General features: G+C 56.3%; 15 protein-coding genes. 9 read left to right on the top strand and 6 right to left on the bottom strand.

Features of this window, described 5'->3' with window-relative positions; translation table 11 throughout:
* Nucleotides 1–54: 54 nt before the first annotated feature.
* The 5 genes from ACSBPU_RS15305 to ACSBPU_RS15285 form a co-directional block, all read right to left on the bottom strand.
* Complete coding sequence (locus ACSBPU_RS15305) at nucleotides 55–2,304, bottom strand: heavy metal translocating P-type ATPase (RefSeq protein ID WP_322348759.1); 2,250 nt, start codon at nucleotides 2,302–2,304, stop codon at nucleotides 55–57.
* Nucleotides 2,305–2,540: 236 nt separating this feature from the next.
* Nucleotides 2,541–3,827 carry an arsenite/antimonite efflux transporter gene (locus tag ACSBPU_RS15300; protein ID WP_180013321.1) on the bottom strand — a complete coding sequence of 429 codons (1,287 nt, stop codon included), beginning with the start codon at nucleotides 3,825–3,827 and terminating at the stop codon, nucleotides 2,541–2,543.
* A gap of 88 nt (nucleotides 3,828–3,915) precedes the next feature.
* Nucleotides 3,916–4,395, bottom strand: a complete 480-nt coding sequence (locus ACSBPU_RS15295; protein ID WP_180013319.1) for an arsenate reductase ArsC — start codon at nucleotides 4,393–4,395, stop codon at nucleotides 3,916–3,918.
* A gap of 93 nt (nucleotides 4,396–4,488) precedes the next feature.
* Nucleotides 4,489–5,010 (bottom strand): arsenate reductase ArsC, encoded by a 522-nt coding sequence (locus ACSBPU_RS15290; RefSeq protein WP_108621352.1) that lies wholly within the window; start codon nucleotides 5,008–5,010, stop codon nucleotides 4,489–4,491.
* A gap of 57 nt (nucleotides 5,011–5,067) precedes the next feature.
* A complete protein-coding gene (locus ACSBPU_RS15285) occupies nucleotides 5,068–5,409 on the bottom strand; it encodes an ArsR/SmtB family transcription factor (protein ID WP_108621351.1) in 342 nt (113 codons plus the stop codon).
* 40 nt (nucleotides 5,410–5,449) lie between these two features.
* Here ACSBPU_RS15285 and arsC point away from each other — a divergent pair, with 40 nt between their 5' ends.
* The 3 genes from arsC to ACSBPU_RS15270 all read left to right on the top strand — a co-directional run bounded on the left by arsC (nucleotide 5,450) and on the right by ACSBPU_RS15270 (nucleotide 7,859).
* Nucleotides 5,450–5,875 (top strand): arsenate reductase (glutaredoxin), encoded by a 426-nt coding sequence (arsC, locus tag ACSBPU_RS15280; RefSeq protein WP_108621350.1) that lies wholly within the window; start codon nucleotides 5,450–5,452, stop codon nucleotides 5,873–5,875.
* Nucleotides 5,876–5,934: 59 nt separating this feature from the next.
* A complete protein-coding gene (arsH, locus tag ACSBPU_RS15275) occupies nucleotides 5,935–6,693 on the top strand; it encodes an arsenical resistance protein ArsH (RefSeq protein WP_108621349.1) in 759 nt (252 codons plus the stop codon).
* A 182-nt stretch (nucleotides 6,694–6,875) separates the two neighbouring features.
* Nucleotides 6,876–7,859, top strand: coding sequence for an arsenic resistance protein (locus tag ACSBPU_RS15270; RefSeq protein ID WP_108623208.1), 984 nt, complete (start codon nucleotides 6,876–6,878; stop codon nucleotides 7,857–7,859).
* A 175-nt stretch (nucleotides 7,860–8,034) separates the two neighbouring features.
* Here the strand turns inward: ACSBPU_RS15270 and cadR are convergent, their stop codons facing one another.
* On the bottom strand, nucleotides 8,035–8,457 hold the full coding sequence (cadR, locus tag ACSBPU_RS15265) for a Cd(II)/Pb(II)-responsive transcriptional regulator (RefSeq protein ID WP_108621348.1): 423 nt from the start codon (nucleotides 8,455–8,457) through the stop codon (nucleotides 8,035–8,037).
* A 149-nt stretch (nucleotides 8,458–8,606) separates the two neighbouring features.
* Here cadR and ACSBPU_RS15260 point away from each other — a divergent pair, with 149 nt between their 5' ends.
* The 6 genes from ACSBPU_RS15260 to ACSBPU_RS15235 all read left to right on the top strand — a co-directional run bounded on the left by ACSBPU_RS15260 (nucleotide 8,607) and on the right by ACSBPU_RS15235 (nucleotide 15,847).
* Nucleotides 8,607–11,036, top strand: a complete 2,430-nt coding sequence (locus ACSBPU_RS15260; protein WP_108621347.1) for a heavy metal translocating P-type ATPase — start codon at nucleotides 8,607–8,609, stop codon at nucleotides 11,034–11,036.
* 98 nt (nucleotides 11,037–11,134) lie between these two features.
* Entirely contained in the window at nucleotides 11,135–11,659 is a 525-nt protein-coding gene (locus ACSBPU_RS15255) for a copper chaperone PCu(A)C (protein ID WP_108621346.1), read from the top strand.
* Nucleotides 11,660–11,821: 162 nt separating this feature from the next.
* Nucleotides 11,822–12,352: a signal peptidase II gene (gene lspA / locus ACSBPU_RS15250; RefSeq protein WP_180013317.1), complete on the top strand. Its 531-nt coding sequence runs from the start codon at nucleotides 11,822–11,824 to the stop codon at nucleotides 12,350–12,352.
* 63 nt (nucleotides 12,353–12,415) lie between these two features.
* The gene (locus ACSBPU_RS15245) at nucleotides 12,416–12,907 is read left to right on the top strand and encodes a c-type cytochrome (protein WP_180013315.1); all 492 of its coding nucleotides are present in this window, start codon (nucleotides 12,416–12,418) and stop codon (nucleotides 12,905–12,907) included.
* Between the two features lie 77 nt (nucleotides 12,908–12,984).
* Nucleotides 12,985–14,529, top strand: coding sequence for an apolipoprotein N-acyltransferase (gene lnt, locus ACSBPU_RS15240; RefSeq protein WP_227870576.1), 1,545 nt, complete (start codon nucleotides 12,985–12,987; stop codon nucleotides 14,527–14,529).
* A gap of 70 nt (nucleotides 14,530–14,599) precedes the next feature.
* Nucleotides 14,600–15,847 carry a cytochrome P450 gene (locus ACSBPU_RS15235; protein WP_180013313.1) on the top strand — a complete coding sequence of 416 codons (1,248 nt, stop codon included), beginning with the start codon at nucleotides 14,600–14,602 and terminating at the stop codon, nucleotides 15,845–15,847.
* The last annotated feature ends 9 nt before the right edge of the window (nucleotides 15,848–15,856 follow it).

Here is a 15,856-nt window from a genome sequence, read left to right as displayed (position 1 = left end):
GCTTTGGCTACTTGCTAAGTTCAAGTGCCACCGACTCACGCGACGCGTTGCACTTCAGGTAGACTTTCGAAGCCTAAGGGCATTGAAAACGACCGATGCTGAACTCAGACTCATCGCCAATGCCGCGAACATGGGTGAAAGCAACAGCCCGACAAACGGGTACAAGACCCCAGCGGCCAAGGGCACCCCAAGAGCGTTGTAAACGAATGCGAAGCCGAGATTTTGCTTCATATTGGCGATTGTTTTGTCCGAGAGGTGGCGCGCAATCGAGATGCCGCGCAAGTCTCCCTTGACCAGCGTGACCTGCGCGCTGTTCATCGCCACGTCGGTTCCGGTACCCATCGCAATCCCGACATCCGCTTTGGCTAGGGCAGGTGCGTCATTAATGCCGTCGCCGGCCATCGCAACAACTCGGCCTTCTGCTTGAAGTTTGCTGACCAAATCCAGCTTGTCGGCCGGCTTCACTTCACCGTGAACCTCGTCAATTCCTAATTGCTGTGCCACAGCTTTAGCCGTCGAAATGCCGTCGCCTGTTGCCATGATGACGCGGATCCCAGCCGCCTTGAGATCCTTCACGGCTTCCGGTGTGCTTTTCTTGATTGGATCAGAGACGGCCAGCAAGCCTATTAATTGACCGTCTGTTGACAAATACATGACGCTTGCACCCTTGGTGCGCAACGATTCGGCGGTACTGGCCATGATCGTAACGTTAACGTTTTCTTGGTCCATGAGAGCGGTGTTGCCGAGGGCGAGGTGCTTACCGTCGACCTGGCCCCGCACCCCAATACCGCTACCCGATTCGAACTCGTTGACGGCACTGAGGCTTAAGCCTTGCTCACGCGCTGCGCTAACAATGGCGTCTGCTAGCGGATGTTCACTGCCTTGATCAAGGCTAGCCGCCAGACGCAGCACTTCGGCAGCCTCTGTGTCGCCTGCCGGAATGGCCTGCTCGAACGCAGGGCGGCCTTCCGTCAAGGTGCCGGTCTTATCGACGATAAGGACATCGACTTTACGTAGGTTCTCGATGGCTGCTGCATCGCGAAACAGCACGCCCTGGGTGGCGCCACGGCCGGTTGCCACCATAATGGACATGGGCGTGGCCAAGCCCAGGGCACATGGGCAGGCGATGATCAGTACAGCTACGGCGTTAATCAGGCCATATACCCAGCTCGGTTGCGGCCCAAAAGTACCCCAAACAAAAAACGTGATGATGGCGATGACGACGACTGCCATCACAAAATAACCAGCCACTTGATCTGCCATGCGTTGCATCGGTGCGCGGGAGCGCTGCGCTTGTGCGACGAGCTGCACGATCTGCGAAAGCACGGTCGCTGAGCCGACCTTTTCAGCTCTAATTATTAGCGAGCCGGATGTGTTCATCGTCGCGCCAATCACTTTGTCACCAGCGCGCTTGCTCACCGGCAGAGGTTCGCCCGTGAGCATGGATTCATCCAGCGAACTCGCACCATCTTCGACGACGCCATCAACGGGGACCTTCTCCCCGGGACGCACGCGCAAGCGATCGCCTTCATGCACGTGCGTCAGGGGTACATCTTCTTCTGATCCATCCGCGTTGATCCGGCGGGCTGTTTTGGGTGCGAGTCCCAGCAGTGATTTGATGGCAGCTGACGTCTGCGAACGCGCCCGCAGTTCCAGGATCTGGCCAAACAGAGTCAAGGAAATGATGACCACTGCGGCTTCAAAGTAAACAGCCACACGCCCCATGGACATGAACGTTTCGGGAAAAACGTCCGGTACGATTGTCGCCACTACGCTGTAGACAAACGCGGCGCCTGTACCCAGGCCAATGAGCGTCCACATATTGGGGCTACTGTTGATAACGGATTGCCAGCCGCGTACGAAGAAGGGCTGGCCGGCCCATAGCACCACGGGTATAGATAACACGAGTTCGATCCATGTCTGGGCGCTCATGCTGAACCAGCCAAGCTGCGGGCCGAACATGGCCAGCACGGTCACAATGACCGTAAAGGGCAGCGTCCACCAGAATCGCCGAGAGAAATCTTTCAGTTCGGGATTGTCGTCTTCCAGGCTGGGCATCAGTGGCTCGAGCGCCATGCCACACTTCGGACAGTTTCCTGGACGATCCTGTCGAATCTCAGGGTGCATCGGACAGGTATAAATTGTGCCAGGAGCTACCTGCTCGAAAGCTGCTTCGTTCTTGTTTTTCTGACCGGTGAATTTTTTGGGATCACGCTTGAACGTTTCCGAGCACTTGGTGCTACAAAAATAGAAACGCTTGCCTTCATGCTGAACCTGATTTACGGAGTCTTTCGTCACTGGCATACCGCACACAGGATCGGTTAGTTGCAAGCTGGAGGCGGGCTGCGTCACGTTGTGGTTGTGAGGTTCAGACTTGTTGTGCGCCATGGCGATAAAAACCTTCCAAGAGTGTGAGCGCAAGTTCAGCCCGTGTACGGCCAGATGCTTTTAGCGCCAGGGAAATTGGGGTCAAATTCCATCATGCCACATACCAACACGTGATCAGACGTTAATTCGGGGCTTGGCGCATTACATTTTTGTCATGTAACACCTAATCGCAGCGCGAGCGCCGCGAGGGTAATAAGCAATACGGGCAAAGTGAGCACGATGCCTACTCGGAAGTAATATCCCCACGTAATGGTCATCCCCTTGCGTGCCAGGACATGCAGCCACAGGAGCGTAGCCAAGCTGCCGATAGGCGTGATCTTGGGGCCCAGGTCGCTGCCAATGACATTGGCATAGATCATGGCTTCTTTAACCACGCCCGTTGCCTGACTGGCGTCAATCGAAAGCGCCCCGACCAGAACGGTAGGCATGTTATTCATAATGGACGAGAGTAGGGCGGTGAGCACGCCGGTGCCCAAGGTGGCAGCCCATAAACCGTGGCTGGCCAGATAGTCGAGCAGATTAGCGATCATTTCCGTCAGCCCCGCATTGCGCAGCCCATAGACGACCAAATACATGCCCAGAGAGAATATTACGATAGGCCAAGGCGCTTCGCGCACGACTTTGCGTGTGCTGATTTTGTGCCCGCGTCCCGCGACGATAAGCAGCGTGATTGCACCCAAAGCTGCAATGGCACTGACTGGCACGCCAAATTCTTCAAGGGTGAAAAAACTGATCAACAACAACCCTAGTACGATCCAGCCGGCGCGAAATGTCGCCAGATCGCGAATCGCCGTTTTCGGTTCTTTGAGCTGGCTGTCGTCGTAGCGAACCGGAATACTGCGGTAGAAATACAGCAACAGAACCAGCAGGGTGGCGGCAACGGACACAACGTTGACGGGCACCATGACCGCGGCATATCGCGCAAAACTAATATCGAAAAAATCAGCGGAAACAATATTGACCAGGTTGGACACGATGAGTGGCAGACTGGCCGTGTCGGCAATAAAGCCCGCCGCCATGACAAAAGCCAGTGTGGCTGCAGGGCTAAATCCTAACGCCAACAGCATGGCCATGACGATGGGTGTCAAAATCAAGGCGGCGCCGTCATTGGCGAAGAACGCAGATACCGCAGCCCCAAGCAACACGATCAGTGCGAATAATCGCCGGCCATGCCCACCGCCCCACCTGGCGACATGCAGTGCTGTCCATTCAAAAAAGCCCGCTTCGTCCAATAACAGACTGATAATGATGATTGCCACGAACGTGCCGGTCGCGTTCCAGACAATCTGCCAGACCACGGGTATGTCGCTGAAGCTCACTACGCCGAAAGCCAGCGCAAGTGCTGCGCCGATCAAAGCGCTCCAACCAATGTTCAAGCCGCGCGGCTGCCAAATAACCAGGACAATGGTGACAATAAAAATTAATAGTGCAGCAAGCACGTTGTATCTCTCTTTACGACAAACGGGAAGGCGCCCTCGGCAAAGGGCATTGGAGATGAGAACGTCAATTCAAAAACGCAATGATGCATCAAGGGAAAAGATCGCCAATACGATCGAGTTCGGCTTTCAGGCGGGTCGGGTCATTCTTCAAATCAGTGAGCGACAACGCCAAGAATGCCTCAATGCGCGTTCGTAAAATGCGGTATGCAGCATCGAACGCCGCGTCAATTTCGTCGTCGGTGCCCGTGGCGTGGGCAGGATCCTCAACGCCCCAATGTGTGCGTATGGCTGGCCCCAGGTACGCGGGGCAGGTTTCGCCTGCGGCGCTGGCACAAACGGTAACGACCACATCGGGCGTGTGCGGCAGGTTATCCCAGGCTTTACTGAAGTAACCATCAACTGAAATGCCTTCACGCGCGAGCAGCGCCAATGACCTGGGGTGAACCTGGCCCGTAGGATGGCTGCCGGCGCTCATGGCCTCCCAGCCTGTAGGCGCAAGGTGATTGAAAGTGGCTTCAGCCAGGATAGAGCGGCACGAGTTACCCGTGCACAGGAAAAGGACGTTCATATATGCGATACACAAGAGATGGGAAGGGCGATCCTGGCAACAGATTCAGATCCGCAAAAGGGCTCGCGCCGAACCTGTCCGAGCGCATATTGGTTAAGAAGCTGTGGTGCTCGCTAGTGTTGCGCGATCGCCCAGTGTGTCGAGTTCGCGTTTGATTGCCGCTTTGTCCAGCGTGGCCAATGGCAGGCTATTGAAAATCTTGATGCGGGTTGCGATCTGGCGAAAAACCTTATCAAACTTCCCTCGCTGTTCTTCAGCGGTTCCCGTACTGGCCGATGGATCTTCAAAGCCCCAGTGTGCGGTGATCGGTTGGCCAGGCCACAATGGACATTCTTCACCCGCTGCGCTATCGCAGAGGGTGACCACAAAGTCCATTTGTGGGGCTCCTGGTCGGGCGAACTCATCCCAGCTTTTGCTGCGCAAGCCATCGACCGACAGACGCGTTGCTTGAAGAATGTCGAGAGCAATCGGATTCACGTGCGGGCCGGGGCGGCTTCCGGCGCTGAATGCCTTAAAACGATCATGGCCGAAAGAATTGAGTAGCACTTCGGCCATGATGCTGCGCGCTGAATTCCCTGTACAAAGAAACAGGGTGTTATAAACTTTATCTGACATAGTGCAAAATGTCCTCTGTTGTGTGTTGCTGGTTCAATGGCCAGTCCATGAGAGTGGTCAAGCGCGCGTTTTCTGGGTCACGGCACAGGCATCGAGACTTACGGGCGAGCACGGGTTTCCGCCACAGCAGTTTTCGGTGAGATAGGTCAGAAGAGAATTCATGGCTTCGTATTCGGCTGAATAAAATACAAAACGTCCTTCTTGTCGCGACGACAACAGCCCCGCGTTCACCAGTTCTTTTAGGTGAAAAGAAAGCGAGGAGGGCGCAATCCCTACCAATTCTGACAGCTGCCCGGCCGGTAGGCCGGCTGGGCCGGCTTGCACCAAGTAGCGATAGGCTTCCAGGCGGGACTCGTGGGCGATGGCGGCCAGTGCGCGGACTATACTTTTCGTTTCCATTGATCAATAATACTAGAAACGTTAAAATAATGGAACCACTATGAGCGATATCACGATCTACCACAATCCCGACTGCGGCACCTCGCGCAACACGCTGGACTTGATCCGCAATGCCGGTATAGAGCTCACCGTAATTGAGTACTTGAAAACGCCACCCTCCCGTGAGGCGCTCGCCGATCTAATTCAACGTGCCGGGTTAACGGTGCGCCAGGCGCTACGTGAAAAAGGCACTCCATTTATGGAACTGGGCCTGGATAATACGGCACTCACGGATGCCCAGTTGCTCGAGGCGATGCAAGAGCATCCCATTTTGATGAACCGACCTTTCGTTGTTACACCCTTAGGGGTACGCCTGTGCCGGCCTTCGGAGATGGTTCTCGATATTCTTCCTCAAGCCCAGCAGGGGCCCTTTACCAAAGAGGACGGGGAAGTTGTCATCGATGAGCGCGGCCAACGCGTGCGTTAACGATACTCCGCCCTCCAACGCGACTCAGCGCGTCTTTTTTTGTTAGTTTGAGAATATTGATGACCAGCTATTCTTCACCCGCCGATTTGACCTTGCCAATAGTCGACGAGACCCTATTGGATACACCCACTCATGACAAACTTTCCTTGTCGGTTGGGGCAACGCATCCGCCCCGTATTCTTCTACTGTACGGTTCGCTACGTGAGCGCTCATACAGCCGCCTCCTTACCGAAGAAGCGGCGCGCATCCTGACGCGCTTGGGCGCCGAAACAAGAATTTTTAATCCACAGGGTCTTCCGCTGCCCGATAGCGTTCCTGCCGATCATCCTAAAGTCATTGAGTTGCGGGAACTATCGAATTGGTCCGAAGGGCAGGTCTGGTGTAGCCCCGAACGACATGGCACCTTAACAGGGGTGTTCAAGAGCCAAATCGATTGGCTGCCTCTGGAGGTGGGAAGCGTGCGACCGACGCAAGGCCGTACCCTCGCTGTCATGCAGGTCAGCGGCGGCTCCCAATCCTTTAACGCGGTCAACGCGCTGCGCGTACTTGGCCGTTGGATGCGCATGGTGACCATCCCTAACCAGTCATCGGTGGCGAAGGCCTACCAGGAGTTCGACGAGGACGGACGGATGAAACCTTCGGCCTACTACGACCGTGTCGTCGACGTGATGGAAGAACTTGTTAAATTCACCTTGCTGGTCCGGGATCGCAGCGATTACTTGACAGACCGCTACAGCGAGCGAAAGGGAGTGGCGGCCGAGGTCGCCCGCTTGGCGGAGCGCGCCATGGAGCACGAGGCAGAAAGCACAGGAAGCTAAACGGCAACGGAGCACGGTCTTCGGACCGTGCTTTGGATATTGACGTATGGTGCGAGTAGGCCATGGTTTGATGCTTGTATCTGCCCGGAATTTCAGAGCAACGCTATTACGGGGCTTCGTGTTGACGTTCGGTCATCCGCATAATATGCACGTAATTTAGTATGGCGGAGCTAAACAGAGGTATGCAAATCAAGAGAGAGTTAGTCGAAAAGCACCAAGTCGGCATCTATTTGGGCTCGGTTGTCTTAGCTGTTTTAGTGGTTTCATTAGTGCCTGGCACCACGGCACTCGGATATGGCATCAATCCCGCGCTCGCTGTTATGTTGTTTGTAACATTCCTGCAAGTGCCATTAGCCGATCTTGGGCGAGCATTCGGTCGTGGTCGGTTTCTCGCTGCATTACTCACCACGAACTTTGTGGCTATTCCGCTTTTGATTGCTGTAGTCGTGCAACTCCTGCCGCCCGACCCTCTGGTGCGATTAGGGGTTCTGTTGGTGTTGCTGACGCCGTGCATCGACTACGTAGTAACGTTCTCGCACTTGGGGCGAGCTGATGCTCGCCTGCTATTGGCGGCAACTCCCACGCTCTTGGTTGTGCAGATGTTGTTGCTACCAGTCTATCTGGGACTGTTCCTCGGGAATGATGCAGCAACCCTTGTCCAGCCCGGCCCCTTCGTCCATGCCTTTGTCTGGTTAATTGCTGCTCCGCTCGCCCTGGCCGGCGCCATGCAGCTGTGGGCAGCTCGAAGCCACAGTGGTAAAAGAGCATCCGCGGCACTTGGGTTTTTGCCCGTACCAGCGACCGCCGTCGTCTTGTTCATTGTCGTGTTGGCTGTCCTGGCGCAGCTCGGGCCAGCCACCGATGCGGCCTTGGGCGTGATCCCGTTTTATATCCTCTTTGCCATGATTGCTCCATTCATCGGATGGAGTGTCGGCCGGTTATTTCGCCTTGATCCCGCCGCCGGACGGGCCGTCGCTTTCAGTGCCGGAACGCGTAATTCTCTGGTCGTGTTGCCGCTTGCCCTCGCTGTGCCTGGGGCCATCCCCGTCCTGCCGGCAATCATCGTCACGCAAACCTTGGTCGAGTTAATTAGTGAACTGGTCTACGTACGTTTGATTGCAAAGCTCGGCGGCACCGTTCGTACTGCGCCGCAAGCCTCCAAGTAAACAAGAGGCCCTGCACGCTTACCTACTTTATTAAAGCTTTAGGTCAACAAAGCAAGGAGCGCTCACACCGCTGTGCGTCCTTGCTGCGCCGCTACCGCATGGCTTCGTATACCCGACTATCATTTCGGAAATATGACAATAAAGTAATCCGCGTGTTTTCTGGTTCGTCACCTCACTAGGGCAGCTTCTCCGCATGGCAAGATCGATCGGAAAGGGCACGCAATATCCCGCATGAACTGGTCGGTGCCGTGCTCGCGCATTTTTGGCGCAAAACCACCAGATGCCCCTTTAATTGCATCAACTCGTCGACGCGCACCTCCACCGCGTGGATGTGCTCATCAAGCAAGGCATTCACGTCGCCACAATCCTCAGTAGGCGTATCGCGGTACCGAAGCAAAGTTCGAACTTCGTCCAACGCCATGTCGAGCGTACGGCAGTGCCGGATGAATCGTAAGCGTTCAATGTGTTCCTCGCCATACAAACGATAATTGCCATCGCTTCGAGAAGGCTCGGGCAGCAAGCCCTCCTTTTCGTAGTACCGGATGGTTTCAACCGTTGATTCTGTACGTTTGGCAAGCTCACCGATCTTCATTGGCATGACGGCCTCTATTGTTTATAACACTCGAGTGACTATAGGCTTGTGCGATCAAGAAATCAAGATCTGACCTGTTGCGGGGTGAAATCAAAGCGCTTGACTCTGAAGCCGCTAGAGGCTTTCTAATACCTGCATTCAAAGGAGAAATTCTCATGCAGTTTCATATCGAAGCCATGACATGTGGCGGTTGCGCCGGCAATGTCGTCAAAGCCATCCACTCAGTCGATCCGAAGGCGGAGGTCGCCACCGATCCGCCCACGCGCAGCGTGCAAGTCACCTCGTCAGCGACAAGAATGCAGCTTGAAACCGCCTTGTGCCAGGCGGGTTACCCACCCCGCGGCAGCGATGCCCCAGTCGCTAAAAGCGCGGCTTCCGCTCCCGCCCAGGAAGTGCCTCCAGGCGTCTCCATGCAAGTAGAGGGAATGGACTGCGCAAGCTGCGTCGGCAAGATTGAAACGGCGCTGGCACGCATGCCCGGCGTTTCTGATATCCGGCTGAACTTCGCCACAGAGAGGCTCGAACTGACGCTGGCGCCCGAATCGCCCACCCAGCTTGGTGACATCAAAAAAACCATTAAGAGCTTGGGCTTTGGCGTATCCGCCAGTACCGACCAAAGCGCTACGCCAGGCATCGGCACGGACGATCAAGCCGCCGCACCCCAGCTGCGTTGGTGGCAAACTAGAAAGGGCAAGCAGGTCGTGGGCCTTGGCATTCTGATGGCCACCGCCTACGCTATCGCGCAATTTTTCCCGAATTACGGAGCCTGGGTGTTTGCTGCAGCCGTGATTGTCGGCGTCTTTCCCTTTGCCCGCAAAGCGCTCGCGCTGGCCAAGTCTGGCTCGCCCTTTTCGATCGAAACGCTAATGTCCGTGGCCGCGCTTGGCGCCCTGGTCATTGGCGAGGCCGAAGAGGCAGCGGCCGTCGTATTTTTATTTTCGGTCGGTGAGTTGCTGGAGAGCGTCGCTGCCGGCCATGCTCGCGCTGGCATCAGGGCCTTGGCATCACTGGTTCCGAAAACGGCGGTTTTAATCGATCCACAAGGTGGGCAACGCGAGGTCCTCGCGGCCTCGTTGGACGTGAACGACCATGTGCTCGTGCGCCCCGGGGACCGGGTGTCCGCCGATGGCGTGATTATCCAAGGCGCGTCCAGCCTTGACGAGTCGCCCATCACAGGCGAGTCCATACCTCTTGCGAAGACGGCAGGCGATAATGTATTCGCTGGCTCCATCAACATTGATGGAGTGCTCCAGATTCGCGTGGAAAAGGCCGCCGCCGACAACACGATTTCGCGCATTATCCATCTGGTTGAACAGGCACAGGCCTCTAAGGCACCCACCGCCCGTTTCATTGAGCAGTTCAGTCGTTACTACACGCCGGCCGTGATGGCTATTGCCGCGCTGATCGTGCTTGTTCCGCCGCTGGCGATGGGGGCTGACTGGGAAACGTGGCTTTATCGTGGTCTGGCGCTGTTGCTGATCGCCTGCCCCTGCGCACTCGTGCTGTCTACGCCGGCGGCTATTGCCTCAGGCTTGGCTGTCGGGACGCGCCGCGGGCTACTCATCAAGGGCGGCAATGCCTTAGAAACCATTGGTCGGGTGAGTACGATCGCGTTTGACAAGACAGGCACCTTGACCGAGGGCAAGCCCCGCGTCACTGACGTGGTTGCCTTTACATCAGGGCGCGAGGACGAGATTTTAGCGCTCGCCGCAAGCGTAGAATCCGGTTCGAATCACCCGCTAGCCAAAGCCATTGTGAGCCATGCCGAGGCCGCTAACAGCCTTATCCCCGCTGCCTCGCATGCCTACGCCACCGCAGGTAAAGCCGTACATGCAAGCGTAGCTGGCCGCCAGTTGGCCATTGGGTCGCCGATTTACACCGCGCAAGCAGCAACCCTGACAGAAGGACAACGCGCACGCATCGAAGCGCTGCAACATGACGGAAAAACCGTTTCCGTTCTACTGGACGAACAGACCCGTGAAGTGCTTGGACTGGTGGCGCTACGCGATGAGCCAAGGCAGGACGCACAAGAAGGTGTGGCCGAACTCAAAGCGATGGGCGTGCGCTCAGTCATGCTCACCGGCGATAACCGCCTGACCGCCCAAGCCATCGCCGGCCATTTGGGCATGGAATGGGAAGCCGAGCTTCTGCCCCAGGATAAGCTGCGCCTGATCGATGAAATGAAGCGCAGCGCCAAGGTCGCCATGGTGGGCGATGGCATCAACGATGCACCAGCGCTGGCAACGGCCGATGTCGGCATCGCGATGGGCGGTGGCACCGACGTGGCGATCGAAACGGCCGACGCGGCTCTGCTGAAAAGCCGCGTTACGGATGTAGCCCACCTAGTCGCGCTTTCACGTGCAACGATGGCAAATATCCATCAGAACGTGATTTTTGCGCTCGGTTTGAAGGCCGTATTCCTGATTACCACTGTGCTGGGCGTCACGGGCTTGTGGGTTGCCGTCATGGCCGATACGGGCGCGACGGCAATTGTCACGCTCAATGCGTTACGTCTGCTGCGTTTCAAGGGAGCGGCGCCGACAAAGCATCATCAATTGCCCTTACAGCCGGCAAGGGCATCGTGAGCAAACGTGAAGGCGATGTTTTGGTTCATATTGATCCTGTCCGGACAGGAATGACATCCGAGCGTTTATGAAAGTTTTCGTTTTTCTGAGGTAACCGTATGAAAAGAGTGATTGTTGGCGCTTTTGTCCTGTGTACGGGTTCCATTGTCTATGCTGCAGGTCCACACGATGCACACGTACCCGTCGCAGCTCATGCGCAAACCGCACAACACGTCAGCAAAGGCGCCGATGGCGGCGCCGAGCTGTCTAAAACACTGACGGTTTCGGATTGCTGGATTCGCTCCTTGCCAAGGCCGACTCCTTCTGCGGGCTACTTTGTGATAAAGAACGCCGGCAATAGTGAAGCAAAGCTCGCCTCCATGTCTATTGCCGCTTTCGACCAGGTGTCCTTACATCAAACGATCGATCAGGACGGGAAAAGCAGAATGGCCGTGGCTGACGCTGTTTCGATCCCTGCCGGTGGCGAACTGGAGTTTAAGCCGGGCAGCTACCATGCGATGCTTGAGAAGCCTACTCAAGCGCTTGCCGTTGGTAAGGAAGTCGAAGCCGATTTCGCGTTTCAGTCAGGGGAAACAGCTAAGGCGCTGTGCGAAGTTAAGCCTGCCAACGCTCTCTCGAAGTAGTACATATTATGGCGACAAGTTCTGCGCTGGTCCGAACAGGCGAGCATGACCGGACCATGGGCCGCTTCACATTTCGCTTAGGCGAAGCAACCGATTTGCATGCGCGCGCATTCCGGCCGATGTTGATGCCGATCTGGCACAAGGAAGATTTGGAGATGCAATATGACCGATAAACTCTTGCAACCGAGTATGCCTAATCAGGTGCGTGCGTATCAACGGCGCTGGTTGATGATCGCGTTCGCGGCGCTGGTGCTGGATATCATCACCAAAGCTGGCGTGTCGGCGCTAATGCCGTATGGGCAATCGGTTCCGATGACCGGCTTTTTCAATCTTGTGCATACTTGGAATACCGGCGCTGCGTTCAGTTTCTTGGCCGACGGCGGGGGATGGCAGCGATATTTCTTCATCGTGATCGCCTTCGCCGTCTCGGTCTGGATAGCTCTTGAGCTACGCAAGCCGTTGCCAGCGTCGCAGGCATTAGCTTATAGCTTAATCTTAGGTGGCGCGCTTGGGAACGCGTTCGATCGCCTGCTGCGCGGACACGTCGTCGATTACCTCGATTTTCATCTGGGCGGCTGGCATTGGCCTGCATTCAACGTGGCGGATATCGCCATCGTCTGCGGCGCCGCGCTGATGGTCTTTTCAAGCCTGCGTCAAGCAAACGATGTATCGAAGGAGAAAACGAATGAATAGCCCGGAGTTCCGTTGCGGCGACAACTGGCAACTTGTTCAACGTAAGCGAGACTAGGATGTGAAATGAGAAAACTGTTTACCAGTATTGCCGTGTCCGCTGTAGTCCTTTTGCCAGTATCGGGATATGGTCAGATGGGAATGATGAGAGACGGACATATGGATTTGCGCCCGATGCAAGATTGTGGACAAATGAATATGTCGATGAAGCGTCATCGATTCGCCATGATGAACGGCATTGATGAAAGATACACTAACAAAAACAATCCACTTTCTCCTGACTCACAAATCATCGCGAGCGGGAAAAAACTATATGAGCAAAACTGTGCTTCCTGTCATGGAGCGACAGGACTGGGTAACGGCGAGGCGGGGAAGATTTTAAACCCGCGCCCGTCAAACATTGCAGTATTTAGCAAAATGCCGATGGCGACGGACGGCTATTTGTACTGGACGATCGCGAAAGGCGGGGTACCGCTTGGAACAGCAATGCCTCCATTTGATGGCGTCCTCCAAGAAACAGAAATCTGGAAAATCATCACGTACCTACGTAAGCTTTAGTATCAAGCGATGATTAACCGATATCGTCCGAGCGGCGAGAGCTTAGCAGGGCATTCGAACGGTGACTGGAGGCGGGGTTGCGTCGATTAATCGCTGTCATCGTCGGCGTGCCAGCCTTTTCCTGTGCCGTTGCCCTGACAGTGGGCGCGTTAACGGTGCTCGGGTACGCGCCGTTTGCACTCTTCGCGGTGCCGGTGCTTTCGCTGGCCACACTGTTTGGCCTCGTGCTGCGACAGTCCACCGCCAGGCACGCTGCGCTGGTGGCATTTTTTTTCGGGCTGGGCTTGTTCGGCGCGGGTGTGAGCTGGATCTACGTCAGCTTGCACGTGTACGGCGGTATGTCGGTGATGCTAGCGATCATCGCGACCATCGGGTTTTGCAGCTTTTTGGCGCTGTTTTCCGCTTTGTTTGGCGCCGGCGCTTGGTATGCCCGCGATAACGGCCGGCTGTTGTGTATCGTTGCGCTACCCGCGTGCTGGGTGGCGACAGAATGGATGCGCGGCGTCATATTCACCGGTTTCCCATGGCTGGCTGTCGGCTATTCGCAGACATTTCCCAGTCCGTTAGCCGGTTATGTGCCGGTGCTGGGTGTATATGGCGTTTCCCTTGTCGTGGCAGTAAGCGCAGCACTGTTGCATGACTTTCTGACGCATCGAAAGGGCCGAAAACGATGGAGTATCGCACTGCTGTTCGGCATGTGGGCCGTCGGCGCGGGGCTGCAGCAGGTGCATTGGACATCGCCCGTCGGGCCGTCATTTCTCGTTGCGCTGTTGCAGGGAAATATTCCGCAAGACCGAAAATGGCGTACTGACGAGGTCGCATCAACGCTAGACACTTACCGTTCATTGCTGCAGCAGCAAGGCAAGGCGAAGCTTGTCGTTATGCCGGAAACTGCGTTGCCGTTGTTCGTTGACGAGCTTCCGTTGGGGTATGTTGACGAACTGAGCAGGTGGACGCGGTCGGCCCAGGCCGATCTGATCATCGGCGTACCGGAGCGCGTGGTTGAACAAAACGAGACGCGTTACTACAACAGCGCGGTTACCATGGGAACGTCGGCTGGACAAACGTATCGCAAGCAACATCTCGTTCCATTTGGCGAATTCATCCCAGCCAAACCGTTGCTGGGCTGGGTGCTCGATATCCTGCATATTCCGCTAGCCGACTTATCGTCTGGCGCCGCTGCGCAGCCGCCGCTACGCCTGGCTGGCCAAAGAGTGGCGATCAATATCTGTTTCGAGGACGTGTTCGGCGAGGAGATCATCCGGACTTTGCCGGAGGCGACAGTCTTGGTAAATCTCAGCAATCTGGCTTGGTTCGGCGACACGTTGGCGTTGCCGCAGCATCTGCAGATCGCTCAAGTGCGGGCTCTGGAAACCGGCCGGTACATGTTGCGCGCAACGAATACCGGTGCCACGGGCATCATTAATGAACGCGGACGTATCGTGCAATTGGCACCAATGCACAGGACGGTGGGGCTGTTAGATATGGCACAAGGTTTTACTGGGGCTACGCCCTATGTACAGATGGGCAATCTGCCGACTCTGTTACTCTGCGGAGCCGGTGTGCTGCTCGTGCTGTGCGCGGCGGTGCGAAACTACCGGGCAAGATTCTTGCTGAGTTAGTCTAGGCAGCTTATTAAAATGGTACTGGAAGCTGGCACCGCGATCGCCCTGCAATGGAGAGAACATTTTTATGCTGAAGACTCCAAGCGACAAAACATTGGACAGCACGCTTCCGTTTGCACGGGATGGTTACCTGTTCGTCACGAAACGTTGCGATCGGTACCGAACAGATCTGTTTCAGACGCGGCTCCTGCTACGCAAAAGCATCTGCATGCGCGGCGAAGACGCAGCGCGGTTGTTTTACGACGAAGGCCGGTTCGAACGCTCCGGCGTCGCCCCGGTCAGGGTTCAGGAAACCTTGTTCGGCCGGGGCGGAGTGCAGGGATCGGACGGCGCGGCCCACCGTTGGCGCAAAGAGATGTTTCTGTCGCTGATGAGCGCGCAAGCCATCTCGCGTTTGGGCGAGCTGAGCGCGATGCAGTGGCGCGCCTATGCGGCAAAGTGGGAAGAGCAGGAGCAGATTGTGCTGCTGGACGAAGCATGCGAAATCCTGTGCCGTGCCGTATGCGAGTGGGCTGGGGTGCCGCTCGCAGAATTGGAGGTAACGAAAAGAGCTCGGGACTTCGCCGCGATGATCGACGCAGGGGCGGCGATCGGCCTGCGGCACTGGCGTGGAAGATGGGCGCGCAATCGGGCGGAAAAGTGGATCGGCGGCATCGTGGAGGATGTACGTAACCACCGGCTAGCACCGGATGAAGGCAGCGCGCTGCATATGATCGCATTTCACCGTGATAGGCAGGGGCAGTTGCTGAATGAACGGATCGCGGCGGTGGAGCTCATCAACGTGCTGCGCCCGACCGTTGCCGTAGCTTGGTATGTGACGTTCGCGGCCCTGGCGTTGCACCAATATCCTGAATGTCGACAACGGATTGCGGCCGCGCAGGAGGGCTATCTGGAATGTTTCGTGCAGGAGGTTCGCAGGTTCTATCCTTTTTTCCCAGTAGTCGCCGCGCGCACACGCCACGAGTTCGAATGGAAGGGCTATCGATTGCCCGGGCGAACAAGGGTGCTCCTCGATTTATACGGCACGGACCACGATACCCGACTCTGGGATAGGCCAGACGCATTTGTACCGGAGCGTTTCCGACACTGGGACGGGAGCGCCTTCAATTTCATCCCACAGGGAGGAGGCAGCCACCGCAACGGCCATCGCTGCCCTGGTGAGTGGATTACCATCGAACTGATGAAAGTAGCTGCGGAGTTCCTGAGCGCGCGCATTCAATACGAGGTCTCGCAGCAGGATTTGCGGATCAGTCTGTCGCGCATCCCGGCATTGCCGAACAGCCGATTTTTGATTAGGAATGTGCGGCAGATCTAGGAGGTTGGG

Origin of the sequence: Parapusillimonas sp. JC17, assembly GCF_052180245.1 — a bacterium.
GTDB lineage: Bacteria > Pseudomonadota > Gammaproteobacteria > Burkholderiales > Burkholderiaceae_B > Parapusillimonas.
The sequence above is the reverse complement of the archived record's forward strand: the minus strand, read 5'-3'. Positions and strand labels throughout refer to the sequence as shown.